The 24,202-nt window shown below is 70.9% G+C and carries 24 protein-coding genes; 13 read left to right on the forward strand and 11 right to left on the reverse strand.

Translation table 11 applies throughout. The annotated features are described in order from the left end of the window. Positions 1–9: 9 nt before the first annotated feature. Genes OG223_RS51725 through OG223_RS51745 form a run of 5 tightly spaced genes read right to left on the reverse strand, consistent with a single transcriptional unit; the run spans position 10 to position 4,188 of the window. Complete coding sequence (locus OG223_RS51725; RefSeq protein ID WP_329264747.1) at positions 10–543, reverse strand: DoxX family protein; 534 nt, start codon at positions 541–543, stop codon at positions 10–12. Continuing rightward, on the reverse strand, positions 540–1,451 hold the full coding sequence (locus OG223_RS51730; RefSeq protein WP_329264749.1) for an SDR family NAD(P)-dependent oxidoreductase: 912 nt from the start codon (positions 1,449–1,451) through the stop codon (positions 540–542). Before OG223_RS51730 ends, OG223_RS51725 begins: the two co-directional genes overlap by 4 nt. Before the next feature lie 3 nt (positions 1,452–1,454). Further along, positions 1,455–2,621: a CaiB/BaiF CoA transferase family protein gene (locus OG223_RS51735; protein WP_329264751.1), complete on the reverse strand. Its 1,167-nt coding sequence runs from the start codon at positions 2,619–2,621 to the stop codon at positions 1,455–1,457. A gap of 30 nt (positions 2,622–2,651) precedes the next feature. Beyond that, the gene (locus OG223_RS51740; protein WP_329264753.1) at positions 2,652–3,431 is read right to left on the reverse strand and encodes an enoyl-CoA hydratase/isomerase family protein; all 780 of its coding nucleotides are present in this window, start codon (positions 3,429–3,431) and stop codon (positions 2,652–2,654) included. A 1-nt stretch (position 3,432) separates the two neighbouring features. After that, complete coding sequence (locus OG223_RS51745) at positions 3,433–4,188, reverse strand: SDR family NAD(P)-dependent oxidoreductase (RefSeq protein WP_329264754.1); 756 nt, start codon at positions 4,186–4,188, stop codon at positions 3,433–3,435. An 85-nt stretch (positions 4,189–4,273) separates the two neighbouring features. Here OG223_RS51745 and OG223_RS51750 point away from each other — a divergent pair, with 85 nt between their 5' ends. The 6 genes from OG223_RS51750 (at position 4,274) to OG223_RS51775 (ending at position 10,916) form a co-directional block, all read left to right on the forward strand. After that, a complete protein-coding gene (locus OG223_RS51750; RefSeq protein ID WP_329264756.1) occupies positions 4,274–5,416 on the forward strand; it encodes an acyl-CoA dehydrogenase family protein in 1,143 nt (380 codons plus the stop codon). Between the two features lie 82 nt (positions 5,417–5,498). Next, positions 5,499–6,989, forward strand: a complete 1,491-nt coding sequence (locus OG223_RS51755) for an aldehyde dehydrogenase family protein (RefSeq protein WP_329264757.1) — start codon at positions 5,499–5,501, stop codon at positions 6,987–6,989. Between the two features lie 34 nt (positions 6,990–7,023). Further along, entirely contained in the window at positions 7,024–8,598 is a 1,575-nt protein-coding gene (locus OG223_RS51760; protein WP_329264759.1) for an AMP-binding protein, read from the forward strand. 4 nt (positions 8,599–8,602) lie between these two features. Then, positions 8,603–9,754 carry a thiolase family protein gene (locus OG223_RS51765; protein WP_329264761.1) on the forward strand — a complete coding sequence of 384 codons (1,152 nt, stop codon included), beginning with the start codon at positions 8,603–8,605 and terminating at the stop codon, positions 9,752–9,754. Continuing rightward, positions 9,751–10,152: a Zn-ribbon domain-containing OB-fold protein gene (locus OG223_RS51770; RefSeq protein WP_329264763.1), complete on the forward strand. Its 402-nt coding sequence runs from the start codon at positions 9,751–9,753 to the stop codon at positions 10,150–10,152. The genes OG223_RS51765 and OG223_RS51770 overlap by 4 nt, the downstream gene beginning before the upstream one ends. Positions 10,153–10,157: 5 nt before the next feature. Then, positions 10,158–10,916: a FadR/GntR family transcriptional regulator gene (locus OG223_RS51775; protein ID WP_329264765.1), complete on the forward strand. Its 759-nt coding sequence runs from the start codon at positions 10,158–10,160 to the stop codon at positions 10,914–10,916. 7 nt (positions 10,917–10,923) lie between these two features. Here the strand turns inward: OG223_RS51775 and OG223_RS51780 are convergent, their stop codons facing one another. The 3 genes from OG223_RS51780 to OG223_RS51790 are packed head-to-tail and all read right to left on the reverse strand — an operon-like array spanning position 10,924 to position 13,891. Then, positions 10,924–11,946 carry an LLM class F420-dependent oxidoreductase gene (locus tag OG223_RS51780; protein ID WP_329264767.1) on the reverse strand — a complete coding sequence of 341 codons (1,023 nt, stop codon included), beginning with the start codon at positions 11,944–11,946 and terminating at the stop codon, positions 10,924–10,926. Next, positions 11,943–13,085 (reverse strand): acyl-CoA dehydrogenase family protein, encoded by a 1,143-nt coding sequence (locus tag OG223_RS51785; RefSeq protein WP_329264769.1) that lies wholly within the window; start codon positions 13,083–13,085, stop codon positions 11,943–11,945. The genes OG223_RS51780 and OG223_RS51785 overlap by 4 nt, the downstream gene beginning before the upstream one ends. A gap of 5 nt (positions 13,086–13,090) precedes the next feature. After that, the gene (locus tag OG223_RS51790; RefSeq protein ID WP_329264771.1) at positions 13,091–13,891 is read right to left on the reverse strand and encodes an enoyl-CoA hydratase/isomerase family protein; all 801 of its coding nucleotides are present in this window, start codon (positions 13,889–13,891) and stop codon (positions 13,091–13,093) included. 90 nt (positions 13,892–13,981) lie between these two features. Here OG223_RS51790 and OG223_RS51795 point away from each other — a divergent pair, with 90 nt between their 5' ends. The 3 genes from OG223_RS51795 to OG223_RS51805 all read left to right on the forward strand — a co-directional run bounded on the left by OG223_RS51795 (position 13,982) and on the right by OG223_RS51805 (position 18,014). Continuing rightward, on the forward strand, positions 13,982–14,848 hold the full coding sequence (locus tag OG223_RS51795) for a crotonase/enoyl-CoA hydratase family protein (protein WP_329264773.1): 867 nt from the start codon (positions 13,982–13,984) through the stop codon (positions 14,846–14,848). A gap of 25 nt (positions 14,849–14,873) precedes the next feature. Then, the gene (locus OG223_RS51800) at positions 14,874–16,475 is read left to right on the forward strand and encodes a GMC family oxidoreductase (protein WP_329264775.1); all 1,602 of its coding nucleotides are present in this window, start codon (positions 14,874–14,876) and stop codon (positions 16,473–16,475) included. A 129-nt stretch (positions 16,476–16,604) separates the two neighbouring features. Then, complete coding sequence (locus tag OG223_RS51805; protein WP_329264777.1) at positions 16,605–18,014, forward strand: glycoside hydrolase family 1 protein; 1,410 nt, start codon at positions 16,605–16,607, stop codon at positions 18,012–18,014. Here the strand turns inward: OG223_RS51805 and OG223_RS51810 are convergent. Together OG223_RS51810 and OG223_RS51815 are read right to left on the reverse strand one after the other, a co-directional pair. After that, positions 17,993–18,496 (reverse strand): MaoC family dehydratase, encoded by a 504-nt coding sequence (locus OG223_RS51810; RefSeq protein ID WP_329264779.1) that lies wholly within the window; start codon positions 18,494–18,496, stop codon positions 17,993–17,995. The genes OG223_RS51805 and OG223_RS51810 overlap by 22 nt on opposite strands. Positions 18,497–18,528: 32 nt before the next feature. After that, positions 18,529–19,350, reverse strand: coding sequence for an enoyl-CoA hydratase/isomerase family protein (locus tag OG223_RS51815; protein WP_329264781.1), 822 nt, complete (start codon positions 19,348–19,350; stop codon positions 18,529–18,531). Positions 19,351–19,457: 107 nt separating this feature from the next. On the opposite strand from OG223_RS51815, the gene OG223_RS51820 reads away from it, so the two are divergent. From OG223_RS51820 to OG223_RS51835, 4 genes are read left to right on the forward strand one after another with little or no spacing between them, the layout of a single operon-like run. Next, positions 19,458–20,579: an acyl-CoA dehydrogenase family protein gene (locus tag OG223_RS51820; protein ID WP_329264783.1), complete on the forward strand. Its 1,122-nt coding sequence runs from the start codon at positions 19,458–19,460 to the stop codon at positions 20,577–20,579. Between the two features lie 18 nt (positions 20,580–20,597). Next, positions 20,598–21,776 carry an acyl-CoA dehydrogenase family protein gene (locus tag OG223_RS51825; RefSeq protein ID WP_329264784.1) on the forward strand — a complete coding sequence of 393 codons (1,179 nt, stop codon included), beginning with the start codon at positions 20,598–20,600 and terminating at the stop codon, positions 21,774–21,776. Continuing rightward, entirely contained in the window at positions 21,773–22,285 is a 513-nt protein-coding gene (locus OG223_RS51830; RefSeq protein WP_329264786.1) for a nuclear transport factor 2 family protein, read from the forward strand. The genes OG223_RS51825 and OG223_RS51830 overlap by 4 nt, the downstream gene beginning before the upstream one ends. Then, positions 22,285–23,040, forward strand: a complete 756-nt coding sequence (locus tag OG223_RS51835; RefSeq protein ID WP_329264788.1) for an SDR family NAD(P)-dependent oxidoreductase — start codon at positions 22,285–22,287, stop codon at positions 23,038–23,040. The genes OG223_RS51830 and OG223_RS51835 overlap by 1 nt, the downstream gene beginning before the upstream one ends. A gap of 41 nt (positions 23,041–23,081) precedes the next feature. On the opposite strand, the gene OG223_RS51840 is transcribed toward OG223_RS51835, so the two are convergent. Further along, positions 23,082–23,999 (reverse strand): NADP-dependent oxidoreductase, encoded by a 918-nt coding sequence (locus OG223_RS51840; protein ID WP_329264790.1) that lies wholly within the window; start codon positions 23,997–23,999, stop codon positions 23,082–23,084. Positions 24,000–24,202: the final 203 nt, after the last annotated feature.

A 24,202-nucleotide genomic window follows, 5' to 3' on the forward strand; every position in this document is an offset into this window, starting at 1 on the left:
TCGACTCCCTTATTGCCCTTGGTTATCTGTTTCTGTCTCGTCCGGCTTCCGCTCCGGCCGGTAGCACGCGGCCAGCAGCGCGGCGGCGCTCGCCGTGCCGACCCCCAGGGCCAGCAACGCGGGCCCCGCGCCCGTGCGTTGGCGGCGCAGCACCCCGTCCAGCGAGTACCTGCCGGGGCCCAGCGCGGCCAGGGCGACGGCCGCGCCGCCCACGACACCGACGTACTCCCAGCCGCCCTTGAAGACGAAGAAACCCTTGCCGCGATGGTCGGTTCGGGCCGCCACCGTCATCAGGCCGACGGCTGCCGCCGCCGGGAGGGGATTGGCCGCGCCCAGCGCGATCCCCACACCGGCCGCCATCTCGGTCCCGGCCGCCATGCGCGCGTGCACCTCCGCGGGTCGCAGTCCGAGCGCCTCGAACCAGCCCGTCGTGCCCGTGAGCCCGCCCGGCCCGGCGACCTTGTTCCAGCCGTGCGCGAAGAGCATCGGGCCTAGCGTCGCCCGCAGGACGAGCGCGGCGACGTCATGGCCCCGTGCCCTCACTGTCCGACTCCGGTGGCCCGCCCCGCAGGGGCGACACCGTACAACTGCGGTACGGCGTCAACGAGTTCGTCGTAGGTGAGCGCCTGTCCGGAAGCGCTGGGGTGGACGCCGGCGACGGTCCAGCCCTGGAGCCGGTTCAGCCGGTTGCCCTCGATGCGCAGGACCTGGCCGGTCAGCCAGGCCGCGCTGTCGGAGGCCAGGTAGACGACGACGCCCGAGGCGTTGGCGGGGTCGCGGGGGTCGAAGCCGTCGACGGCCTGGAGCGATTCACCGACGGACAGGCCGTCCGTCATCCGGGTGGCCGCGATCGGCGAGATGGCGTTCGCGGTGACACCGTACTTGCGCATCTCCAGGGCGGTGAGGACGGTCAGCCCTGCTATCCCCGCCTTCGCGGCACCGTAGTTGGACTGCCCTTGGTTGCCGAACAGGCCTGTTCCGGACGTCGTGTTGATGACGCGGCCGGTGACGCGCTCACCCCGCTTCGACGCCTCGCGCCAGTACGCGCACGCGTGCCGGGTGAGCGCGAAGGTGCCCTTGAGATGGACCGCGATCACGGCGTCGAACTCGGCCTCGGTCATCGAGAACAGCATGCGGTCGCGCACGATCCCCGCGTTGTTCACGACGATGTCGAGGCGCCCGAACTCCGCGACCGTGTCCGCGACCAGGGTCTCGGTCGCCGACCAGTCCGTCACCGACGCGTGGTTGGCGACCGCCTGCCCGCCGAGCTTGGTGATCTCGGCGACGACTTCGTCGGCGGGGGAGTCGCCGGTGCTCTCGCCGTGCACGCCGGAGCCGAGGTCGTTCACCACCACGGTCGCGCCGGCCTCGGCCAGCGCCAGGCAGTGCGCCCGGCCAAGACCCCGGCCACCGCCGGTCACGACGGCGACCTTGTCGTCGAGGATGCCCACCTGCTACCTCCCGGTTGTGTCGAGTTCGCGGAGTACGTCGTCTGTGTGCTCGCCGAGCGTCGGCGCACCGCTGCGTGGTTTGTCGTCAACACCCCAGAAACTGACGGGTGTTGCCACGGTCCGCAGCGGTGGCGCGTCACCCATGCCGGGCTGTTCGACGAACGCCCCCACGGCTTCGGCCTGCGGATCGGCCGCGACCTCCGCGAGCGTCTGCACCGGCGCCCACCACACACCCTCGGCGTCGAACCGCGCTGCCCACTCGTCCAGTGGTCGCCGAGCGAACTCCGCGTCGAACTCGGCGATCAGTTCGCGTACATGGCCACGCCGTGCCTTGCCGGTCGCGAACCGTTCGTCCGTCTCCAGGTCTGCGCGGCCGAGCGCCTTGACGACGCCGGGCCAGTGCCGGTTGCCCTCCAGGCCGACCAGCCAGAACCAGCGGTCGTCGGCGGCCCGGTAGGAGTTGTAGAGCGGGGACTCGTGCTCGGTGCGGTGCCGGGTACGGCCGCGCCTGCCGAAGAAGTTCTGCAGGGCCAGGTCGTTCCCGTTGGCGTACGTGCCGGAGCGGAGCAGCGACACGTCCACGACGCCGCCCTCGCCGGTGCGTTCGCGGCGCAGCAGCGCGGCCAGTACGCCGGCCACCAGGTTGGCAGCGGCCGTACGGTCGCCGAGTCCCGGCCGGATGCCGGGCGGCGGCTCACCGGCCGGGTTGAGCATGGCGGCGATGCCGGGCCGCGCCCAGAAGGCGGAGACGTCGTAGCCGGCACGGTCGCGCTCCGCGCCCGTCCAGCCGTAGCCGGTCAACGTGCCGACGACCAGGCGGGGATGGCGGGCGCGCAGTTCGTCCGGGGCCAGGCCCAGGCGTTCCAGCGCGCCGGGGCGGAGGTTGGTGACGAAGACGTCGGCGCGCTCCAACAGCCGTTCCAGTACGCCCTTTCCGTCGTCCGAGCGCAGGTCGAGGACGATCCCGCGTTTGCCGCGGTTGTCGGTCTCGAACGGGGGCGCGCTGTCGATGTCCTGGCCGACGTGCCGGAGCGTGTAGCGGTTGGGGTCGCCGGTCGGCGCCTCGACCTTCACCACGTCCGCGCCCCAGTCCGCGAGCATCGTGGCAGCGGCCGGAGCCGCCACCCACATGCCCAGTTCGACGACCGAAATGCCTTCCAGTGGCCGCACAACCCACCTCCCTGTCTGTCGGTACGCCTGCTAGATGCCTCGGAATTCGCCAGGGCGGCGGTCCCGGAAGGCCTTCAGTCCCTCGACCCTGTCCTCGGTGGAGAACAGCACCGAGACGGTCTCGCGCTCGTACGAGATCGCCGCCTCCAGGTCCATCCCGAGGCCGTAGTCGATGAGCCGTTTGCCCGCCGCGAGTGCCAGCGGAGCCCCGGCTGCCAGTGCGGTGGCGAGTGCCTCGGCGACGGCCAACGCCTCGCCGGGCTCGGCGAGTTCGTTGACCAGCCCGAGCGCGTGGGCCCGCTCCGCGTCGATCGGTTCGCCGGTGAGGATCATCTGCTTGGCGATCGCGGGCGGGATCAGACGCGGCAGCCGCTGTGTGCCGCCGGCGCCCGGCAGTACGCCGAGCTTCATCTCGGGCAGGCCGAGCCGTGCGCCCCGCTCCGCGACCCGCAGGTCACAGGCGAGCGCGAGTTCGAGCCCGCCGCCGAAGGCGAACCCGTGGACGGCCGCGACCGAGGGCTTGGGGAAGTCCTCCAACAGCGTGTACGCGTCGGTGAGTCGCTGGACGAAGGAGTGGAACTGCCGGGGTGCCGTGAACGACTCGATCTCACCGATGTCGGCCCCGGCCGAGAAGGCCCGACCCGCCCCGGCCACGACCAGGGCGCGTACGTCGTCGTTGTCGCGCAGCTCGTTCAGCGCGAGGGTGAGCCGGTCCACGGTCTCGGAGCCGATCGCGTTGAGCCGTTCCGGGCTGTCGAGGGTCAACACGGCTATCCGGTCCCGGAGTTCGACACGCAGCACGGTGTCCACCTCAGACCATCGTGAGGCCGCCGCTGACCGAGAGCGTCTGCCCGGTCATGTAGGCGGCGTCGTCGGACGCGAGGAAGGCCACCACACCGGCGATGTCGGCGGGCTGGGCGACGCGGCGCAGCGGGATCGCCCGCACGGTCGCGTCGTACATCTTCTGGCTGTACTCGGCGACCTGCCCGAGCAGCGCGGTGTCGGTGGGACCCGGGCAGACGCTGTTCACGGTGATGCCGTGCCGGGCGACCTCGCGGGCGAGGGCCTTGCCGAAGGCGATGACGCCGCCCTTCGTCGCGGAGTACACGACCTCGCCGGACGAGCCGACCCGGCCGGCGTCCGAGGCGATGTGGACGATCCGGCCGCCGCCCCGCTCGATCATCGGGTCGAGGACGGCCCGGGTCATCGTGATCGTCCCGCGCAGATTGACGGCGATGATCCGGTCCCAGGTCTCCTCGGCGCTGTCGACGAACCGGCCGATGACGTCGACGGCCGCGTTGTTCACCAGGACGTCCACCGGGCCGAGTTCGGCGGCTATCCGTTCCACGGCTGTGCGCACGGCCGCGCTGTCGGAGATGTCCGCGCCGACTCCCGTGGCCCGCACGCCGTACCGCTCCGCGAGCAGGCCCGCGACCTTGCCGGCCGCCTCCGCGTCCAGGTCGCAGACGGCGACCGCGGCCCCCTGGGCGGCGAGTCGGTCGGCGATCGCCTCGCCGATGCCGCGGCCCGCTCCGGTGACGAGTGCCACCTTGTCCCGTACGCTCACGCGCCCTCCCTCGCCCGGCTGTCGATACAGCGCTATCGTATAACTACTTCAGCTAAATAAGCGAGATGCCTGAGCGGAGTCGAGTATGCGTCGAACGATCTTCACCGAGGAGCACGAGCTGTTCCGGGAGACCGCCCGCTCCTACTACCTGCGGGAATGCGCTCCGTACGCGGAGCAGTGGGAGCGGGACGGACAGGTGAGCCGGGCCGCGTGGGCGGCGGCGGGCAAGGCCGGACTCATCGGCTGGCAGTTCCCGGAGGAGTACGGCGGCCAGGGGATCTGGGACTTCCGCTACAACGCCATCATGGCCGAGGAGATGGCGGCCACCAGCTCGGTCGGCATCGGACTCGGGCTGCAGAACGACGTCATCCCGCCCTACCTGACACGCCTCACCACCCCTGAGCAGAAGGCCCGTTGGCTGCCCGGAGCGACGAGCGGCGAGACGATCTGCGCGCTCGCGCTGTCCGAGCCGGCCGCCGGATCCGACCTCAAGGCCATCCGCACCACTGCCCGCCGCGACGGCGACGAGTGGGTGATCGACGGCTCCAAGACCTTCATCACCAACGGCATCCTGGCCGACCTGGTCGTCGTCGCCTGCAAGACCGACCCCGACGCCGGGCACAAGGGCATCAGCCTGATCGTCGTCGAGCGGGACGCGGAGGGCTTCGAGCGCGGACGCAAGCTCGACAAGGTCGGAATGAAGGCGCAGGACACCGCCGAACTCTTCTTCCATGAGGTCCGCGTCCCCGCCGAGAACCTCATCGGGCAGGAGAACCGCGGTTTCTACCACATGATGGGCAACCTCCCGACCGAGCGCCTCGCCATCGCCGTCTCCTCGCTGGCGGCCGCCGAGCGGGCCTTCGAACTGGCGCTGGACTACGCCAAGACCCGCACGGCGTTCGGGCAGCCGATCGGCGAGTTCCAGGCCAACCGGTTCGCCCTCGCGGACATCAAGGCCAAGCTGGGCGCCGCCCGCGTCTACGTCGACGGCTGCATCATGGCCCTGTTCCAGGGCGAGTTGACGGCCGAGGAGGCTGCGGCGGCCAAGTACTGGACCTCGGAGACCGGCTGGCAGGTCATCGACCGCTGCATGCAGTTGTTCGGCGGCTACGGCTACGTCAACGAGTACGAGATCGCCCGGATCTGGCGCGACAGCCGGGTGCAGCGGGTGTTCGGCGGGACCTCGGAGATCATGCAGGAGATCATCGGGCGCTCGCTGGGGCTCTGACTGTGGACGGACGCATTGACTGGCTTGGATAAATAGGTTAGCTATTTAAGCGAGATGCGGGATGCGGCTCAAGGAGGCAACCGTGGTCACGGTCGACGTGAAGCTGCACCAGGACAGAGCCAAGCACGACCTGCCGCGCCCCCGCCTGGTCATCGGCGGCAAGGACGTCACCGACACGAGCGGCGGCCAGTACGAGCACCGCAACCCGGCGACCGGCCTCGTCCAGGCGCACATCCCGCTCGCGGGCCCCGCCGAGGTGGACCGGGCCGTCGCCGCAGCCCGCCAGGCCTTCGAGGTGTGGGGCACCATGCGCCCCGCCGAGCGCCGCCGCCTGCTCACCCGCTTCGCGCAGCTCCTCCGCGACCACATCCCCGAATTCGCCGCGATCTGCCCGCTGGAGAACGGCGTCTGCATCGGCGGCTGGGCTTCGAACGTCGGACCGCATGTCGCCGAGTGGACCGAGTACTACGCCGGCTGGGCCGACAAGATCGAGGGCATGGTCGGCGCGGCCTACAGCCCGCACGAGAACATCGAGTACACCGTAGCCGAGCCCTACGGCGTCATCGGCCACATCATCACCTGGAACTCACCCGCGCTGTCCCTGGCCATGAAGGTCCCGCCGTCGCTCGCCGCCGGCAACACCGTGGTCATCAAACCGGCCGAGTCCACGCCGTTCTCCGCGCTGCTCTTCGCCGACCTGGCCCGCGAGGCGGGCATCCCCGAGGGGGTCGTCAACGTCGTCACCGGACTCGGTGACGCGGGATCGGCCCTGGTCACCCACCCCGGCGTGGACAAAATCTCCTTCACCGGAGGCCCCGCCACCGCACGCCGCATCATGGCCGACGCGGCACTGACCCTCAAACCCGTCGTGTTCGAACTCGGCGGCAAGTCCGCCAACCTGCTCTTCGCCGACACCGACCTCGACACCGTGGTGCCGTACTGCGCGGCCTTCGCCATGAGCAACACCGGCCAGGGCTGCGCACTGCCGACCCGGCTGCTGGTCGAGCGGTCGATCTACGACGAGGTCGTCACGCGCGTCGCCGGTGTGGTCGCCCACCTGCCCGTCGGTGACCCGCTCGACCCGACCACGTACATCGGACCGCTCATCGACGAAGCCGCCCGCGACCGCGTCCAGGGCGTGATCGACAAAGCGGTCGAAGGTGGTGCGGGGCGGCTCGTGTACGGCGGTGAACGCATCGACTCCGACGGCTACTTCGTGTCCCCGACCGTCTTCGCCGACGTCGACAACCGCAGCGACCTCGCCCAGCAGGAGATCTTCGGCCCGGTCCTGGCCATCACCCCCTTCGACACGGAGGACGAGGCCGTCGCCCTCGCCAACGACACCGAGTACGGCCTGTCCGCCTACATCCAGTCCCGTGACATCGGGCGCGTGAACCGCCTGGTGCCCCGTCTTAAAGCCGGGACGGTCTACGTCAACCCGGGCCCGAACCCCATCAGTTCGCCCACCACGCCGTTCGGCGGCGTCGGGACGAGCGGGTTCGGCCGGGAGGGCGGCAAGGCGGGTCTCGACGAGTTCGTCCACGTCAAGGGTGTCGGCATCAGCCGCGTCTGACACCCGCCTTCCGAAAGCCCTGGGAGCCAAGAGCATGCATTCCGCCCGCCGCCTGACGTTCGGCGACATCATCCGTGAGCACCGAAGGTCCTTCCCCGACGGCATCGCCCTCGTCGACGGCGAAGTCCGGCTGACCTGGCCGCAGTTGGACGAGCGCACCAACCGCCTCGCCCAGGCACTCACGGCCGCCGGGGTCGGCCCCGGCGACCGTGTCCTCTGGCTGGGACAGAACTCCTTCCGCATCTGGGAACTGCTCGGCGCGGCCGCGAAGATCGGCGCCATGGTCTGTCCCGGCTACTGGCGCTGGGCCGCCCCCGAAATGGCGTTCGCCGTCGAGGACTTCGACCCCCGGGTGGTGATCTGGCAGGACGAGGAGATCGGCGACACGGTCGCCAAGGCACGGGCCGAACTCGGCAGCGACCACCGGGCGTTGTGGCTCCGACACGACTCCGAGGGCCCCGGCTCCTACGAGTCGTTCCTGGCCTCCGGCGCGGCCGAGGACCCGACCATCGACGTCGACCCGGACTCGGCGCTCCTGGTCATCTACACCGCGGCGATCTCCGGACGCCAGTCCGGCTCGATGCTCTCGCACCGCAACCTCCTCGCCATGGGCGCGAGCGCCGCCTGGATGGGGGACATCGGCACCGAGACCGCCTTCCTCGGCGCCGGACCGATGTTCCACATCGGCAACTACCAGTTCTGGGGCGTCCCGGCCTTCGTGCACGGCGGCAAGAACGTCGTCGTCCGCCGGGTCGTCGCCGAGGAACTGCTCCCGCTGCTGGCTCAGGAGCGGTGCACGCACGCGTACCTGATGCCACCGACGATCGCCCAACTCGTCGCCCTCAACAGGGAAGTGGGCCACGACCTCTCGCACCTGCGCGCCAGCGTCGCCGCCCCCCTGTGGCAGGGCACGGTCCCCACCGACGCGAGCCGCTTCACCCGCAACGGCGGCGGCGAGGGCCGCGGTTACGGCCAGACCGAGGTGACCGGCTTCGCCGTGACCGGCGCCTACGGCGGCACGGGCACCGGCAACGCGGGCCGCCCCGGCCCCTTCACCGCCGTACGCATCCTCGACAGCACGGGCAAGGAGCGCGCGGTCGGCGAGGCGGGCGAGATCTGCGTCCGCGGCGACCTCGTGCATCTCGGGTACTGGAACCGGCCCGAGATCAACGAGGAGCGTTTCCGCTTCGGTTGGTGGCACACCACCGACCTCGGCCGGCGCGAATCCGACGGCACGATCAGCTTCCTGGGCACCACGACCCGCATGCTCAAGTCGGCGGCGGAGAACATCTTCCCGGCAGAGGTGGAGAACTGCATCGAGTCCCACCCGGCGGTGAAGGAGGCCGCCGTGATCGGCGTGCCGAACGAGCGCTGGGCGCAGGACGTCAAAGCGGTCGCCGTCCTCCACCCGGACGCCGGACCGGTCACCGCCGCGGACGTCATCGAGCACTGCCGGGCCAGGATCGCCTCGTACAAGAAGCCGAAGACGGTGGAGTTCGTCGAGGCGCTGCCGCGCACCAAGGACTTCGCCAAGGACTACGAGGCGCTCGACGAGCGCTTCGGCGGGGGCGGCTATCCCGGCGGCGACCAGCTCGGCGCGGGGCGGTGACCCGGTGAACGACCGCCAACCCGTCGTCGTCGGCGTGCACGCCACCGAGCAGGCACTGTCCCTCCCGCACCGCGACGCGATGGGCCTCGCCCTCGAATCGGTGCGTGGCGCGATCGAGGACGCCGGGCTGACCCCGGCGGACGTCGACGGCGCCCAGGTCGACTGGCCCGGCCCGGGCGGTGTGCCCGGCGAGGGCAGCTCCTGGGCGCGGATGCTCGGCCGGGACCTGCGCTGGACCAGCGACTCGATGCTCGACAACGCCGGCTCGCGGGGCCTGCTGAAGGCGGCGGCGGCCGTACGGGCGGGGTTCGCCGACACCGTCGTGGTCGGCGGCTGCAAGCTGGTCTCGCGCGGTGCGGGTCCCGTCGGCGCCGGGGTACCGCTGGAGTTCGCCGACGTCTGGGGCAGTTACGTCGTCGCCCAGTTCGCGCTGGTGGCGGCCCGGCACATGCACCAGTACGGGACGACCGCCCGCCAGCTCGCGGAGGTCGCCGCCACCGTCCGCAACAACGGTTCCACCAACCCGGAGGCGATGATGTACGGCCGCGGCCCGTACACCGCCGACGACGTGCTCGCCTCCCGCATGGTGGCCACACCGTTCCACCTGCTGGACTGCTGCATCGTCGGCGAGGGCGGCGCCGCCCTCGTGGTGACCACCGCCGAACGGGCCCGGGACCTGCCCCGCCCGCCCGTCGCCGTGCTCGGCGGCGGCATGGAGTACCACCAGGCCGCGTACGCCAACCCCGCGCTGTACCGCGAGGTCGGCCAACTCGGCCGGGACGCGGCCTGTCGTGCCTACGCCATGGCGGGCATCGGCCCGCAGGACGTGGACGTCTTCTCCCTCTACGACCCCAACTCCTTCGAGATCATCAGGCAGTTGGAGATCCTCGGACTGTGCGGCGAGGGCGAGGGAGGGCCTCTGGCCGCCAGCGGTGCCATCGCCGTCGGCGGCAAGCACCCCGTCAATCCCGACGGCGGCTGCCTGGCGTACGCGTGGAACGGAACCCAGCAGATGACCCTCAAAGTCGTCGAGGCCGTACGGCAGTTGCGCGGCACCGCCGTCCATCAGGTCGAGGGCGCGGAGCTGGCGGTCGTCGGCAACGCCGGCTCCGGCGCTCAGCACTACGAGATGAGCGTGCTGGGGAGGAGCCGATGAGCCGGCCCGTACCCGTCCCCACGCCGCTGTCCCAGCCGTTCTGGGACGCGGCCCGGCGCGGTGACCTCGTCGTCCCGCACTGCCCGGCCTGCGGGCTGCGCTTCCTCGTGCCCGAACCCGCCTGCCCCGGCTGCATGTCGGCGGACTGGCGGTACGTGCCCAGCGCCGGCCGGGGCACCGTCTACTCGGTGACCGTGGTCCACCGCGCACCCGGCCCCGGCTTCGAGACACCGTTCGCGCTGGCCGTGATCGACCTGGACGAGGGCGGCACCCTGCTCTCCCACGTCGACGCGGGCGACCCGGACGACGTCGTCATCGGCATGCGGGTGCGCGTGGACTTCAGGCCTCTCACCGACGAGATCACCCTGCCGTACTTCGTGCCGGTCCCAGGTGACTGAAGGAGATGGATGCCGTGGCGAACACGCCGGTGCGGGTCCCCAAGATGGCCGAGCTGGTGGCGGCACAGTTGCGCCGCAAGATCGTGCGCGGGGAACTGGCCGAGGGGGACGCGCTGCCCGCCGAGACGGCCCTGATGGCGGAGTTCGCCGTCTCCCGGCCGACACTGCGCGAGGCGTTCCGGGTACTGGAGTCGGAGTCGCTGATCAGCGTGCGCCGGGGCGCCCGGGGCGGGGCACGGGTGCAGGTCCCCGAGGGCACGGTCGCCGCCCGCTACGCGGGAGTCGTCCTCGAGTACCGCGGCACGACGCTCAAGGACGTCTACGACGCCCGTACGGTCATCGAGGCGCCGTGCGCCGGTCTGCTGGCCCAGCGCCGCACGGACCGGGACCTGGAGCGGCTGCGGGCTTCCGTCACCGAGGCCGAGGGACTCATGGACGACCCCTCGGCCTTCATCCGCGCCCATATGGAGTTCCACGCCCTCGTCGTCGAACTCGCCGGCAATGAGACGCTGAGCGTCCTGAACGGCATGGTCCGGCACATCATCGACCAGGCGAACTGGTCCCACGTCGACCTCGACGCCGGCAGCCCCGAGAACATCCGGGCCAACCGCCGGGGCTTCCGCGCCCACGGCGCCCTCGTCGAACTGGTCGCCGGGCGCCGGACCGAGGCCGCCGAGGAGCTGTGGCGCCTCCATCTCCAGGAGGCCGAGGACTACCTGCTGCGGAGCAGGTCCATGACGACGGTCCTGGACCTGCTCGACTGACGCACCGTCAAATTCCGTGCAGCTCCTGGACGATCGGCTCCCACACCTCGGCGTCTATCTCGTACGCGGTGTAGAAGGACACCCGGTCGACCAGGCTCCCGTACCGGCGCCTGATCTCGCTCGCCACCCGGTCCGGCTCCGCGACGACCGCGAAGGTGTGCAGGACGTCGTCGTCGACGAGCCCGCCCATCGCCTCCCACTTGTCCTCCCGGGACGACTTCGACAGCGCGTTCAGCTCGTCGCCGAGGTCGCCCCAGCCGTGCAGCTCCAGGACGCCGCGATAGGCGGGCGTGCTGCCGTAGAAGGCGATCTGGCGGCGGGTGCCGTCGATCGCGAGCGCCAACTCCTCCTCGGTGCGGCCGGTCGCGGTGAGGAGGAGATGGGAGACGGAGAAGTCGCCGCGCGTGCGGCCGGACCGTTCGAGGCCCAACTCGACGGTCGGGAGGGTCACTTCCCGCAGATACCGCTCGGTGGTGAAGCCGTGCGCCAGGAGCCCGTCGGCGACCTCGCCGGCCACCCGGGTCATCGCCTCGCCGACCGCGGCCACGAAGACCTTCGGGGCGCCGCCGGGAGCGGGCGGGGGAGAGAAGAAGGGGGACATGAGCGTGTGCGTGTAGAAGTCGCCGCGGAAGTCGAGCTTCTCGCCCTCGTTCCAGGCGGCCCAGATCGCGCGCAGCGCGCTTACGTACTCGCGCATACGGGCGGCCGGGCGGCTCCACGGCATCGAGAAGCGCCGCTCGATGTGCGGTTTGATCTGACTGCCCAGGCCGAGCGAGAAGCGCCCGCCGGAGTAGGCCTGCAAGTCGTGGGCGGTGTAAGCGAGTTGCATGGGTGAGCGGGCGAACGCCACCGCGATCGCCGTACCGACCTCCAGCCGTTCGGTGTGCTCGGCCGCGAGCAGCAGCGGCAGGAACGGGTCGTGTTGCGACTCCGAGGCCCACAGCCCGTCGTAGCCGGCCTTTTCGTGGTGCAGGGCCTCCGCCACGACCTCCGCGGTACCCCACACGCTGAGCTTTCCGTCGACCTTCATGCCGCTCCGTCCACTGTGACCGCGTCCAGCCCGATGTGCCGCGCGAGCAGTTCGCGGTGGAACGCCGGGTCTCCGAACAGGAGTTGAGATGTCTTGGCCCGCTTCAGATACAGGTGGGCCGGGTGCTCCCAGGTGAAGCCGATGCCGCCGTGGACCTGGATGTTCTGTTCTGTCGCCTGGAGGCAGGCGTCCGAGCAGAACGCCTTGGCCAGACTCGCCACCGCGGGCAGGTCCGGGTCCTCGCTCTCGGCGGCGAGCAGCGCGAAGTGCGCGGCGGCACGCGCCGATTCCACTTCGAGCAGGACGTCGGCGAGCAGGTGCTTCACGGCCTGGAAGGAGCCGATGGGCCGCCCGAACTGGTGCCGTACCTTGGCGTATTCCACCGCCATGTCCAGCGCGCGCGAGGCCACCCCCACCTGTTCGGCGGCGAGCGCCACCGCGGCCCGGTCGAGCACCTGTGAGACGAGGTCCCAGCCGTCTCCGTGCGTACGCAGCCTGGTCGCCGGTACGTCGTCGTAGTCGAGGCGGGCCTGCCGGCGGGTCGGGTCCATCGTGGGCAGAGGGGAGCGGGTCAGTCCCTTCGCGTCGCCTTCCACCCAGAACACGCCGATCCCGTCGTCGCCTCTCGCCACGGTGAGGACGATATCGGCAGTGGAGCCGTCGAGGACGAACGTCTTGTGTCCGGTCAGCAGCCAACGCCCCTCTGATGCACGGGCGTTGAGTCGGACTCCCGTCGGATCCCAGCGGGCGGAGTCCTCGGTCAGGGCCAGCGTTCCGACCAGTTCGCCGGAGGCGAGCCCCGGCAGCAGACGCTTGCGGGCGTCCTCGTCGTCGCAGCGCAGCAGCGTGGTCGTCGCCAGTACGGCCGAGGAGAGGAAGGGCGTGCACACCAGCGCCCGGCCCAACTCCTCCATGACCGCGCCCACTTCGACCGGTCCGCACCCGGCACCGCCGTACTCCTCGGGGACGGCCAGCCCTTGCAGGCCGAGTTCCGTGCCCATCCGGCGCCAGAGCGCCCGGTCGAAGCCCTCCGGCGTCTCCATCAGTCGTCGTGTCTCGGTCTCGGGTGAGGTGTCCGCGAGGAACGCCCTTACCGTGCGCCGCAGTTCCTCCTGCTCGTCGCTGAAGGCGAAGTCCATGCCGCTCAGCCCTCCGCACCGGCGCGGCGACGTCCGCGCGAGGCGATGATCTTTTCCACCGCGGCGATGTGGTCCGGGTCGTGCATGCTGTCCCGCTCCGCGAGCAGTGCCGGCTCCAGTACGGCGGCCATGGCCTGCTCCAGATGCAGGTTCACCGCCCGCTTGGTCCCGCGCAGCGCCTGCGTGGGCAGGGCGGCCAGCCGTCCGGCCAGGTCCATGGCCTCGTCCAGGAGCTTGTCCTTCGGTACGACGCGGTTGGCGACGCCGAGCCGGACGGCTTCCTCGGCGTTCATCCGGTCGCCCAGGAACAGGAGTTCCTTCGCGCGGGTCAGGCCGACGAGCAGGGGCAGGACGAGCGCGCCGCCGTCGCCCGCGACGAGACCGACCTGGACGTGCGGGTCGGCCACATAGGCGTCGTCCGCGATCAGGACGAGATCGCTCAGCAGGGCCAGGCTGCAACCGAGGCCCACGGCGGGCCCGTTGACCGCCGCGATCACCGGCAACGGGCAGCGGACCAGGCCGGTGATGATCCGCCGGGCCTCGTCGACGTTCTGCTGCCGGAAGGCGGGGTCGCGCTGGACCCGGGTCATGATGTCGAAGTTGCCGCCCGCGCTGAACGCCCTGCCCCGGCCGGTGAGTACGACCACTCGTGCCTCGGGGTCGTCGGCGACCGTGTCCCAGACCGACGCGAGGCCGGCGTGCAGCTCCTCGCTCATCGCGTTGAGCTGGTCCGGCCGGTTCAGCTCGATCAGCCGGACCGGCCCGAGGGCCGTCACCACCAGATCCGTCATCTCCACCGCCACCATCCAGGAACAGTTCAGTAGAGTTGAATGCTATAACTAATTGAGCTTTATGAGAACCAGGTCGCGGAGTGACGAGCCCGACGGAGGACGCGCATGCCGGAGCAGGAGTACGAGACCGTGCGGACCGAGGTGGCGGACCGGATCCTCACCGTCACGCTCAACCGGCCCGAGAAGCTGAACGCCTTCAACCCGCAGATGATGGGCGACCTCCTCGACGTCCTGGACGCGGCCGACGCCGACGACGACGTACGGGTGATCGTGGTGACCGGCGCCGGGCGCGGATTCTGCGCGGGGGCCGACGTCAGTTCCGGCGGGTCGTCCTTCGATCACCGCAGGGCGGGTGCCTGGCACCGGGACACCGGTGGCCGGGTCGCGCTGCGGATCTTCTCCAGTACCAAGCCGGTCATCGCGGCGGTCAACGGCCCCGCGGCCGGCGTCGGGGCCAGCATGACCCTGCCCATGGACATCCGGCTGGCCTCGACCTCGGCGAAGTTCGGCTTCGTCTTCGCGCGCCGCGGCATCGTGCCGGAGTCCGCGGCAAGCTGGTTCCTGCCGCGGGCCGTGGGTATGCAACGGGCCATGGAATGGGTGGCGACCGGCCGTGTCTTCGGCCCCGACGAGGCCCTGTCGGCCGGGCTGGTCCGCTCCGTCCACCCGCCGGAGGAGCTGCTGCCGGCGGCGTACGAACTCGCCCGTGAGATCGCCGGGAACACCTCGGCGATCTCGGTCGCCCTCTCCCGTCAGATGATGTGGCGGATGCTCGGCGAGCCGCATCCGATGGCCGCGCACCGGCTCGACTCGCGGATCATGAGCCAGATCGGCGGCGGCCCGGATCCCGTGGAGGGCGTCGAGTCGTTCCTCGCGAAGCGGCCGCCCGAGTTCCCGGGCCGGGTCAGCAAGGACATGCCGGCCGTCTATCCCTGGTGGCAGCAGGAGGAGTTCCGGCCTTTCGGGGAGTAGCCGTCACTGGAGACAGGGGGAGCCGATGACAACCTTCGACTACATCGTGGTGGGCGCCGGTTCGGCGGGATGTGTCCTCGCCGATCGACTCTCGGCCGCTGCCGGGACGTCCGTGCTGCTCATCGAGGCGGGCGGCCGGGACAGCACACCGCTGATCAGGATGCCCAAAGGGTTCGGCAAGCTGCTGGGTGATCCCCGTTTCGCCTGGCACTACCCCGTCGAACCGGTGGGCCCGAGCGGTCGGGTCGAACACTGGGTCCGGGGCCGGACGCTAGGCGGCTCCAGTTCGGTCAACGGCATGGTCTACAACCGCGGTGACCGCGCCGACTACGACGAGCTGGAGCGGCTCGGCAATCCCGGCTGGGGCTGGGACACCATGCTGCCGGTCTTCCGGCGGATCGAGGACAATGCCCTCGGCGCCTCCGAACTCCGGGGCGCAGGCGGGCCGTTGCACATCTCGACCGCGCCGAGGCCGGAGCCGCTCTGCGAAGAGGCCATCGCCGCGGGCACCGGACTCGGCTGGCACCGTGTGGACGACCTCAACGCCGGCGACGACGAACGCATCGGCTACTCCATGGCCACCCTCAAGAACGGCACGCGCTTCAGCGCCGCCCGCGCCTTCCTGCACCCGGCGGAGCGGCGGCCGAACCTGACCGTGTCGGTGGACACTCTGGTGACCAGGGTCCTGACGAAGAACGGCAGGGCGGTCGGTGTACGCGCCCGCAGCAAGGGCCGGGAGGCCGACTTCAGCGCCCGGCGCGAGGTGATCCTCTGCGCGGGCGGCATCGCCACCCCGAAGATCCTCCAGCTCTCCGGCATCGGACCGGCCGAGACGCTCAGGGCGGCGGGCGTCGACGTCCTGGTCGACAGCCCGCACGTCGGTGGCAGAATGCGCGAACACCGCTGCTTCGTCGTCCAGTACCGGCTCAGGGACAACCTCGGCTACAACAAGGCCCTGAGTACCCCGCTGCGGCAGGCCCTGTCGGGGGCCAGATACCTGGCGACCCGCCGCGGACCGCTCGCCGCCCCCGCCTTCGACGTCATCGCCTTCTTCAAGACCCGCCCCGAACTCGCCCGCCCGGACGCGCAGTTGCTCATCGCTCCGGTGTCCCTCATGCCGGACATTCCGGGCAAGGAGACCGGCGTGGAACGCGAGCCCGGCGTGATGGGCCTCGGCTACATCCTGCGCCCCACGGCCGAGGGCGGCCTCCACATCACCTCGGCCGACCCCGAGGCACCCCTCACGATCACGCCGAACTACTACGGCTCCGAGCACGACCGCAGTGTGGGGGCCGCCCTCTTCCGCCGTATGCGCGAGCTCTTCGGGGCCGCGCCGATCGCCGGCCGGATCATGGCCGAAACGTTGCCAGGGCCCACGGTCCGCGACGACCAGGAGATCATCGACGCGGGTCTCGACCACGGCCGCTGCGGCTACCACGCCGTCGGAACCTGCGCGATGGGCCCGGCCGAGGACGACGTCGTGGACGCCCGGCTGCGTGTGCGTGGCGTCGCCGGCCTGCGGATCGTCGACTGCTCGGTCCTGCCGACCATGGTCTCCGGCAACCTCAACGGGCCGATCATGGCCATGGCCTGGCGGGCCGCCGACCACGTCCTGGACATGGGCTGACCCTCGCGCGACACTTTGACGGACCGATGAGATCTGTCCGAAACATTGTCGTCGTATCCCTGAAGTGTTAGCGTCCGGACGGCGGGCATTCAGTTGAATGCGTTAGCTATTCCGCCCGGGACGGTGACCATGAGCGATGGTTTCCTGCACGATTCTTTCCACGGTGTCGACTGGGGAGTCGCCACCGCGGACGCCATCGCGGCCCCGCCGCCCCCTCCGCCGGAACGCGCGGGGCACTTCCGGCAGTGGACCGACGACATCCGGCACCTGGTCGGCGTCACACCCGACACCCACCGGATGGTCGCCGGATGGCCACTGCTCCAGCCCGACGGCTCCGACAACTGGGACCACGCGGCCCTGGACCGCTGCGACCGCGCACTCGACTCCCTGCTCGCCCTCGGCCTGCGCCCCTGCCTCACCCTGTTCGACCGGTCGCTGCCGGCCTGGCTGGAGGAGCGCGGGGGCTGGCTGGAGCGCGACACCGCCGAGCACTTCGCCGCCTACGCCGCCGAGCTGGGCCGCCGCTACGGCGACCGCGTCACCCGCTGGATCACCTCCACCGACCTGGCCGGACCCACCCTCGCCGACCACGTGGCCGGGATGTACACCCCGGGCCGGGGCATCGGCCGCGCCGGCCTGCCCGCGGTCCACCACATCCTGCTCGCCAACGGACTCGCGACCCGCGCGCTGCGCGCCGCCGGCGTGAGCGGCCGGATCGGGACCACGGTCACCCTCGTCGGCGGCTACCCGGCCACCGAGGACCCCTTCGACCGGCTCGCCCTGGACCGCCTGCTGAGCTGGACCAACCGCCTCTTCCTCGACCCCCTGCTGCTCGGCGAGCACATGGTGACCGAGGACGACGTCTCACCCATCGAGGACACCGACTGCGTACGCCTCGGAGACCTGGACGTCATCGCCACCCCGCAGGACCTGCTCGGCCTGTCCTGGCACACCCCGTTCCGCGTCACCGCACCGGAGAACCTCGCCCGCGCCCTGCCGGCCGACAAGTGCCAGAGCAGGCTCAACGAGGTCAACCGACTCCTCGTCGGCCTGGGCTTCGCGGTCGTCCCCTTCGACGACGTGGAGACGACGGCGTACGGCTGGCCCATCCTCCCCGAGGGCCTGGCCGACGCCGTCGCGGACCTCCACGACCTCTACGGGGACCTGCTGCCGCCGCTGTCCGTCGTCGACAACGGCATGGGCGACCTGGACCTCGTCGACGAGACCGGCCACAGCGACGACGCCCGCCGCCGGTCCCTGCTGCGCGCCCGGCTGTCCTGGCTGGGCCGGGTGATCGAGCGCGGTGTGGACGTCTGCGGCTACGAGTACTGGTCGGTGCTCGACAACCTGGAGGCGAAGTTCCGCTACACCCGCCTCTACGCGATGGCCGTCCCCGACCACGAGCCCCCGCCGCGCCCGCCGATGCCCTCGGACTGGCTGCGGGCCGGAGCCTTCGCAGGCCCCGAGGCACCGGGTCCTGCGGCCGGGCTGACCCTGGTCCCGCCCGGCCCCCGTGATCAGCGCGTCGGAGCCTCGTAGTCCCGGCCCCGGATCAGCCGCACCGGCGTGTAGACGAGCACGTCCTCGTCCCGCTGGTTGCGTACGGTGATCCGGCTGGTCACCACGCCCCGGCCGGGCTTGCCGGACGGCCGGGAGGCGGTGGTCTCCACGACGGCGTACAGCGTGTCGCCGACGTACACCGGGCCCTGCACGGTCAGCTCCATGTGCAGAAAGGCCAGGCCCGTGCCGTGCAGCACGTTCGTCTGCAGCACGAGCCCTTCCGCGATGCAGTACGTCAGCGCGCCCGGCACCAGCCGCCCGCTGTAGCCGCCGTCGGCCGCGTGCGAGGCGTCCCAGAAGAGCGGCTCGTTGAAGCCGCCCCAGGTGACGAAGTTGACCAGATCGGTCTCGGTGACCGTACGGCGGGCGGTACGGAAGACCTGCCCGACCGGCATGTCCTCGTAGGTCAACCCCCGTACCAGTGGGGGGATTTCAGTGGCGGTGGTGGGCTCTGCCGTCATCGCGCGCTCCTCGTGCCTCGTGCGTCCGTGGGTCACAGGTCGATCGGGTGCTTGTCGCCTACGCCCTCGAAGTCCGGGGCGCGCTTCTCGCGGTGGGCGGAGAGTCCCTCGACGACCTCGTGCCCGCCGAACCCGAAGAACTCCAGCCCCAGCGAGGCCTCGAAGAGCGGCTGGGCCGTGCGGTACCAGTGGTTGAGGGACCGCTTGGTCCAGCTCAGCGCGCTGGCGGGCCCGGCGGCCAGCAGGGTCGCGACCCGCAGCCCCTCGGCGTGCACGTCCTCGTCGTCCACGCACTTCGACACCAGGCCGATGCGCTCGGCCTCCTCGCCGGTCAGCGCCTCGCAGGTCAGCAGGTAGTACTTGGCCTTCGCCATCCCGCACAGCAGCGGCCAGCAGATCGCCGCGTGGTCACCGGCCGCAACTCCGAGCCGCGTGTGCCCGTCGACGATCTTCGCTTTGCGTCCGGCGATCGAGATGTCCGCCAGCATGCCGACGACCAGCCCCGCGCCGACCGCCGGGCCGTGGATCGCGGAGACCACCGGCTTCGAGCAGTTGATCACCCCGTAGACCATGTCCCGCGCCTCCCGCATCGTCCGGGCCCGCACGGCGTAGTCCTCGGTCATGGCCTCGATGGAGTCGAAGGTCCCGCCGGCCGAGAACGCCTTGCCGGCCCCCTGGACCAGCACCGCGCGGGTCTCCTCGTCCCGGTCGACGACCGGCCAGACGTCGGCCAGCTCACCGTGCATGCGCGGATCGACGGCGTTGAGGTTCGGCGCGTCGAGCACGATGCGGAGCACACCGGGCGCGGGCCGCTCGAAGGTCAGGCTCGTGAACGGGGCGTAGGGATCGGTCACGTCGCGCTCCTGGTGCAATCGGTGCGGATACTATAATTATCTAACTGTATCGAGAGGCGGGCGGCAAGCGTCCGGCACACGGGCGCACCGAGGACGGGAAGCTCGGCATGGATCTCACCTTCAGCGAGGAACAGGACGAACTGCGCACGGTCGTACGGTCGTTCCTCACCCGGCACGCCACCGAGGCGGACGTGCGCCGCCTGGCCGCCGACCCGCACGGACACGACCCGTGGATCTGGCGACGGATGGCCACGGAGATCGGACTCCAGGGACTCGCCGTACCGGAGGAGTACGGCGGCTCCGGCTTCGGCTACGTCGACCTCGGCGTCGTCTTCGAGGAGACGGGCCGCGCCCTGCTGTGCGCCCCGTACTTCGCCACCGTCGCCCTGGCCGCCGAGGCGCTGCTGCGCTGCGACGACGAGGCCGCCCGCGCCGACCTGCTTCCGGGCATCGCCGCCGGCGAGACGGTGGCCACGCTCGCCCTCACCGAGGACGCCGGGCGCTGGGACGAGCCGGGCATCCGGCTCACCGCCCGCGAGGAAGCGGGCAGTTGGCGACTCACAGGCACGAAGACCTACGTCCCCGACGGACACCTCGCCGACCTGCTCCTGGTCGCCGCCCGCACTCCCGCCGGCGTCAGCCTCTTCGCGGTCACGACCGCCGACGCCCCGGGCCTCACCCGCACCCCCCTCCCCACTCTCGACCAGACCCGCAAACAGGCCCGCATCACCTTCACGGACACCCCAGCCCGGCTGCTGGGCACCGACGGCACGGCCTGGCCCGCACTCGCCCGCACCCTCGCCACGGCAGCCGTCCTCCTGGCCGCCGAACAGGCCGGGGGAGCCGCCGCAGCCCTGGACGCATCGGTCGCGTACGCCAGGATCCGCGAGCAGTACGGCCGCCCCATCGGCTCCTTCCAGGGCATCAAGCACAAGTGCGCCGACATGCTCGTCGAGATCGAGTCCGCCCGCTCGGCCGCGTACGCCGGACTGTGGGCCCTGGACGCAGGCGACGAGACGGAGATCGCCGTCGCCGCGGCCCTCGCCCAGGCCTTCTGCTCGGAGGCCTTCACCAAGGTCGCCGGCGACACCATCCAGGTCCACGGCGGCATTGGCTTCACCTGGGAGCACCCCGCACACCTCTACCTCAAGCGCGCCAAGAGCTCCGAGGTTCTGCTCGGCACGCCCGCGTACCACCGGGAGCTGCTCGCCGCCCGGCTCGGCATCTGACACCCAGGAGAAGCAGACATGGAAGTGGACTTCGGGCCCGCCGTACGCGACTTCCGCGACGAACTGCGGGACTGGTTCGCGGACCACCTCGTGGGGGAGTTCGCCGAGCACCGGGGCGTGGGCGGCCCCACCGACGGCGCGGCCTGGGACGTACGCCTCGCCTGGGACCGCGAGCTGTCGGCCGGGAACTGGCTGGGCGTGGGCTGGCCTAAGGAGTACGGCGGACGCGGCCTCGGACTCCTGGAGGAGATCGTCTTCGAGTACGAGTACGCCCGCGCCGATGCCCCCTACCGCGCCACGGTCAACGCGCTCGACCTGCTCGGCCCGATGCTCCTCGCGATGGGCGACGAGGCGCAGAAGAAGCGCTTCCTGCCCCCGATCCTCGCCGTCGAGGAACTGTGGGGACAGGGCTTCAGCGAGCCCGGCGCGGGCTCCGACCTGGCGTCCGTCCGCACCCGCGCCGAGCGCGACGGCGACCAGTGGGTGGTCAACGGGCAGAAGGTGTGGACCTCGTTCGGCATCCACGCCGACTGGCTCTACGTCCTCACCCGCACCGACCCCGACTCCCGCCGTCACAAAGGCCTGACGCTGCTGCTCCTCCCGACCGACCAGCCCGGTGTGGAGATCCGGCCCATCCGCAACCTCGCCGGCCAGGACGAGTTCGCCGAGGTGTTCCTCTCCGACGCGCGCACCGGCGCGGACATGGCTGTCGGCGAGGTCGGTCAGGGCTGGCGCACCGCGATGGCCACGCTCGGCATCGAACGCGGCACCACCCTGCTGCCCCAGCAACTCGGCTTCGAGCGGGAGGCCGAGGCGCTGATCGACCTGGCCCGCGCGCGGGGCGCGCTCGACGACCCCATGCTGCGCCGCCGGATCCTGGACGCCTGGATCTCCGTACGCATCATGCGCACCACCAACCTGCGCACCCTCGCCGAACTGACCGCGGGCCGCACACCGGGCGCCCAGGCCACCACCGCGAAGCTCTACGCCTCGACCCGCCACCAGCAACTCGGCCACCTGGCCATGGAGTTGGCCGGGCCCGCCGGACAGATCGTCGGCGAGGACTACGAACTCGACACCCGGCAGCGCTCGTTCCTGCTCTCCCTCGCGGAGACGATCTACGGCGGTTCGAGCGAGATCCAGCGCAACATCATCGGGGAGCAGATCCTCGGCCTGCCGAAGGAGCCGCGGCCATGACCTCGATCGAGGACCGCCTCGACCGCGTCGAGTCGCACCAGGCCATCCAACAATTGCCCATCCGCTACGCCCTGGCCGTGGACGCCCGCGACCTCGACGCATGGGTGGGCTGCTTCCGCCCCGACGTGGACATGGGGCGCCACGGCCGGGGACGACAGATTCTGCGGCAGCACATCGAGCCCCTTGTACGCGGTTTCCACCGTTCGGTGCATCAAATCTGCGGCCACCGCGTTGAGTTCACCGGTCGCGACACCGCGACCGGCGCGGTCTACTGCCGCGCCGAGCACGAGGTGGGGGACCGGTGGATCGTGATGGCGATCTGCTACTTCGACGACTACGCGCGCGTGGACGGCGACTGGTACTTCTCCCGGCGCCGCGAACAGCACTGGTACGCGGCCGACGTGACCGACCGCCCCCAGGCGGTCGCATTCAACGGTTGGGAGGGCGCGGGAGAACCGGCGCTGCCCGATGCCTTCCCCACCTGGACGGCCTTCTGGAAGGAGACGTGATGGCACGGTTGTCGGGCAGGACGGCGTTGGTCACCGGTGGAGGACAGGGCGTGGGCCGGGGCATCGCCCTCGCGCTCGCGGCAGAGGGTGCGGCCGTGGTCATCACCGGCCGCACCGAGACCAAGCTGAAAGACGCCGCCGGGGAGATCGCCGAGCGCGGCGGGCGGGCGTACACCGTCGTCGGGGACGTGGGGGAGCGGGACGACGTCGACCGGATGGTGGCCGAGACGGTACGGGAGTTCGGCGGCCTCGACGTGCTCGTCAACAACGCCCAGTCCTCGGTGCAGCGACGGCTGGAGACGACGTCGTACGACGATGTCGAACTCACCTACCGCAGCGGGCCGTTGGCCGTCTTCCACGCGATGCAGGCGGCCCTGCCCCATCTGAGGGAGAGCCGGGGCAGTGTCGTCAACCTCGGTTCCTCGGCCGCGGTGCAGGGCGAGGCGACCTTCGCGGCGTACGCCATGGCCAAGGAGGCGATCCGTGGACTGAGCAGGGTCGCCGCGCGGGAGTGGGGGCCGTACGGGATCCGGGTGAACGTCGTCTGCCCGGCCGCGCTCAGCCCGGCGGCGGAGGACTATCTGGCCGCGCATCCGCGGAAGGCGGAGGAACTCGCTCGGGAGATTCCGCTGGGGCGGCTCGGCGCGCCGGAGGCGGACATCGGCAGGGCGGTGGCCGCGCTGGTGAGCGACGACATGGCCTATCTGACCGGTGCGACGCTGATGTTGGAGGGCGGCCGGACCCTGATCGGGTGACGTCCCCGAGGAGGGGAGGACCGGTCACTGTCCCCGTGTCCTCACGGACGAACGCGGATGATCGTCTTTCCCTTGCGTCGCTCGGTCGGATTGAGGGCGGCGACGGCATCGTCGAGGGGCGAGATGTTGTCGATGTTCGTCCGCAGCCGTCCGTCCCGCACCCGCTGCACGATCTCACCCAGTCCGGCACGATCGGCCTCGACGACGAAGTCCACCGCCAGGCCGGCAGCGGGCCGCGCCTCGACCGGGCCGACGATGGACACCAGCGTTCCTCCAGCCCTGACCAGGTCGGCGGACCGCTTCTGAATGCCGCCACCGATGACATCGAAGACCAGATCGACGCCACCCACGTCTTCCAGCGAGTCGTTCTCGAGGTCGACGAACTCATGCGCGCCGAAGTCGAGTGCCTTCTCACGGTCCGCGGCGCGTCCGGTGCCGATGACATGGGCGCCGGCCTCACGTGCGAGCTGGGTCACCATCGTCCCGACGGCCCCGGCCGCGCCATGGGCGAGGACGGTCTGGCCGGCCTGAAGGCGGCCGTGCTGGAACAGCCCCTGCCACGCGGTCAGCCCTGAGATCGGCAGGGAGGAGCCCACCGTGAAGTCGACGTCGCCGGGAAGCGGTGCGAGGTTGCGTGCTTCGATCGCCACGTACTCCGCCAGGGTGCCGTCACGGTGCCAGTCGGCGAGGCCGAACACCCGCTGCCCGACCGACAGCCCCGTCGTGCCGTAGCCGAGGGCGGTGACCACTCCGGCCAGCTCGTGGCCGGGGATCGACGGTGTCCTGTCACGGCCGGCGCGATCGGTCCAGGTCGATGGCCACTCCATCTCGGTCGGGACGAATCCCGACGCATGAATCCGGACGACGACGTCGTTGATCGCTGCCTGCGGCTCGGGCCGCTCCACCAGAGTCATCCCGGCCGTTCCCCCGGCCTGGTCCGTCACCACGATCGCTTTCATGGGAATCACTTCCTCGGCCATCTGCCTCTTCGGTGGAATTCTCGCAGGGATGGAAAGCCCGTTCGGCTATGCGAACGTCGTCATGTCTTCGACCTTAGGAGCGAAGTAGCCCAGGAGCGTGGTCCATTTCCATGGCAAATTCTTGGGCCACTCTGGGGCTCAGCCTGTACAAGCGGCTGGCGGAACCGGTCGAGGTCATGGCG

Origin of the sequence: Streptomyces sp. NBC_01478, assembly GCF_036227225.1 — a bacterium.
Lineage (GTDB): Bacteria > Actinomycetota > Actinomycetes > Streptomycetales > Streptomycetaceae > Streptomyces.

Bases quoted from the DNA above. Each gene is read 5' to 3' on its own strand.
- OG223_RS51750 (WP_329264756.1), top strand. From the start codon at position 4,274: ATGCGTCGAACGATCTTCACCGAGGAGCACGAGCTGTTCCGGGAGACC.
- OG223_RS51760 (WP_329264759.1), top strand. From the start codon at position 7,024: ATGCATTCCGCCCGCCGCCTGACGTTCGGCGACATCATCCGTGAGCAC.
- OG223_RS51770 (WP_329264763.1), top strand. From the start codon at position 9,751: ATGAGCCGGCCCGTACCCGTCCCCACGCCGCTGTCCCAGCCGTTCTGG.
- OG223_RS51775 (WP_329264765.1), top strand. From the start codon at position 10,158: ATGGATGCCGTGGCGAACACGCCGGTGCGGGTCCCCAAGATGGCCGAG.
- OG223_RS51780 (WP_329264767.1), bottom strand. From the start codon at position 11,946: ATGAAGGTCGACGGAAAGCTCAGCGTGTGGGGTACCGCGGAGGTCGTG.
- OG223_RS51785 (WP_329264769.1), bottom strand. From the start codon at position 13,085: ATGGACTTCGCCTTCAGCGACGAGCAGGAGGAACTGCGGCGCACGGTA.
- OG223_RS51790 (WP_329264771.1), bottom strand. From the start codon at position 13,891: ATGGTGGCGGTGGAGATGACGGATCTGGTGGTGACGGCCCTCGGGCCG.
- OG223_RS51795 (WP_329264773.1), top strand. From the start codon at position 13,982: ATGCCGGAGCAGGAGTACGAGACCGTGCGGACCGAGGTGGCGGACCGG.
- OG223_RS51800 (WP_329264775.1), top strand. From the start codon at position 14,874: ATGACAACCTTCGACTACATCGTGGTGGGCGCCGGTTCGGCGGGATGT.
- OG223_RS51805 (WP_329264777.1), top strand. From the start codon at position 16,605: ATGAGCGATGGTTTCCTGCACGATTCTTTCCACGGTGTCGACTGGGGA.
- OG223_RS51810 (WP_329264779.1), bottom strand. From the start codon at position 18,496: ATGACGGCAGAGCCCACCACCGCCACTGAAATCCCCCCACTGGTACGG.
- OG223_RS51820 (WP_329264783.1), top strand. From the start codon at position 19,458: ATGGATCTCACCTTCAGCGAGGAACAGGACGAACTGCGCACGGTCGTA.
- OG223_RS51825 (WP_329264784.1), top strand. From the start codon at position 20,598: ATGGAAGTGGACTTCGGGCCCGCCGTACGCGACTTCCGCGACGAACTG.
- OG223_RS51830 (WP_329264786.1), top strand. From the start codon at position 21,773: ATGACCTCGATCGAGGACCGCCTCGACCGCGTCGAGTCGCACCAGGCC.
- OG223_RS51835 (WP_329264788.1), top strand. From the start codon at position 22,285: ATGGCACGGTTGTCGGGCAGGACGGCGTTGGTCACCGGTGGAGGACAG.
- OG223_RS51840 (WP_329264790.1), bottom strand. From the start codon at position 23,999: ATGAAAGCGATCGTGGTGACGGACCAGGCCGGGGGAACGGCCGGGATG.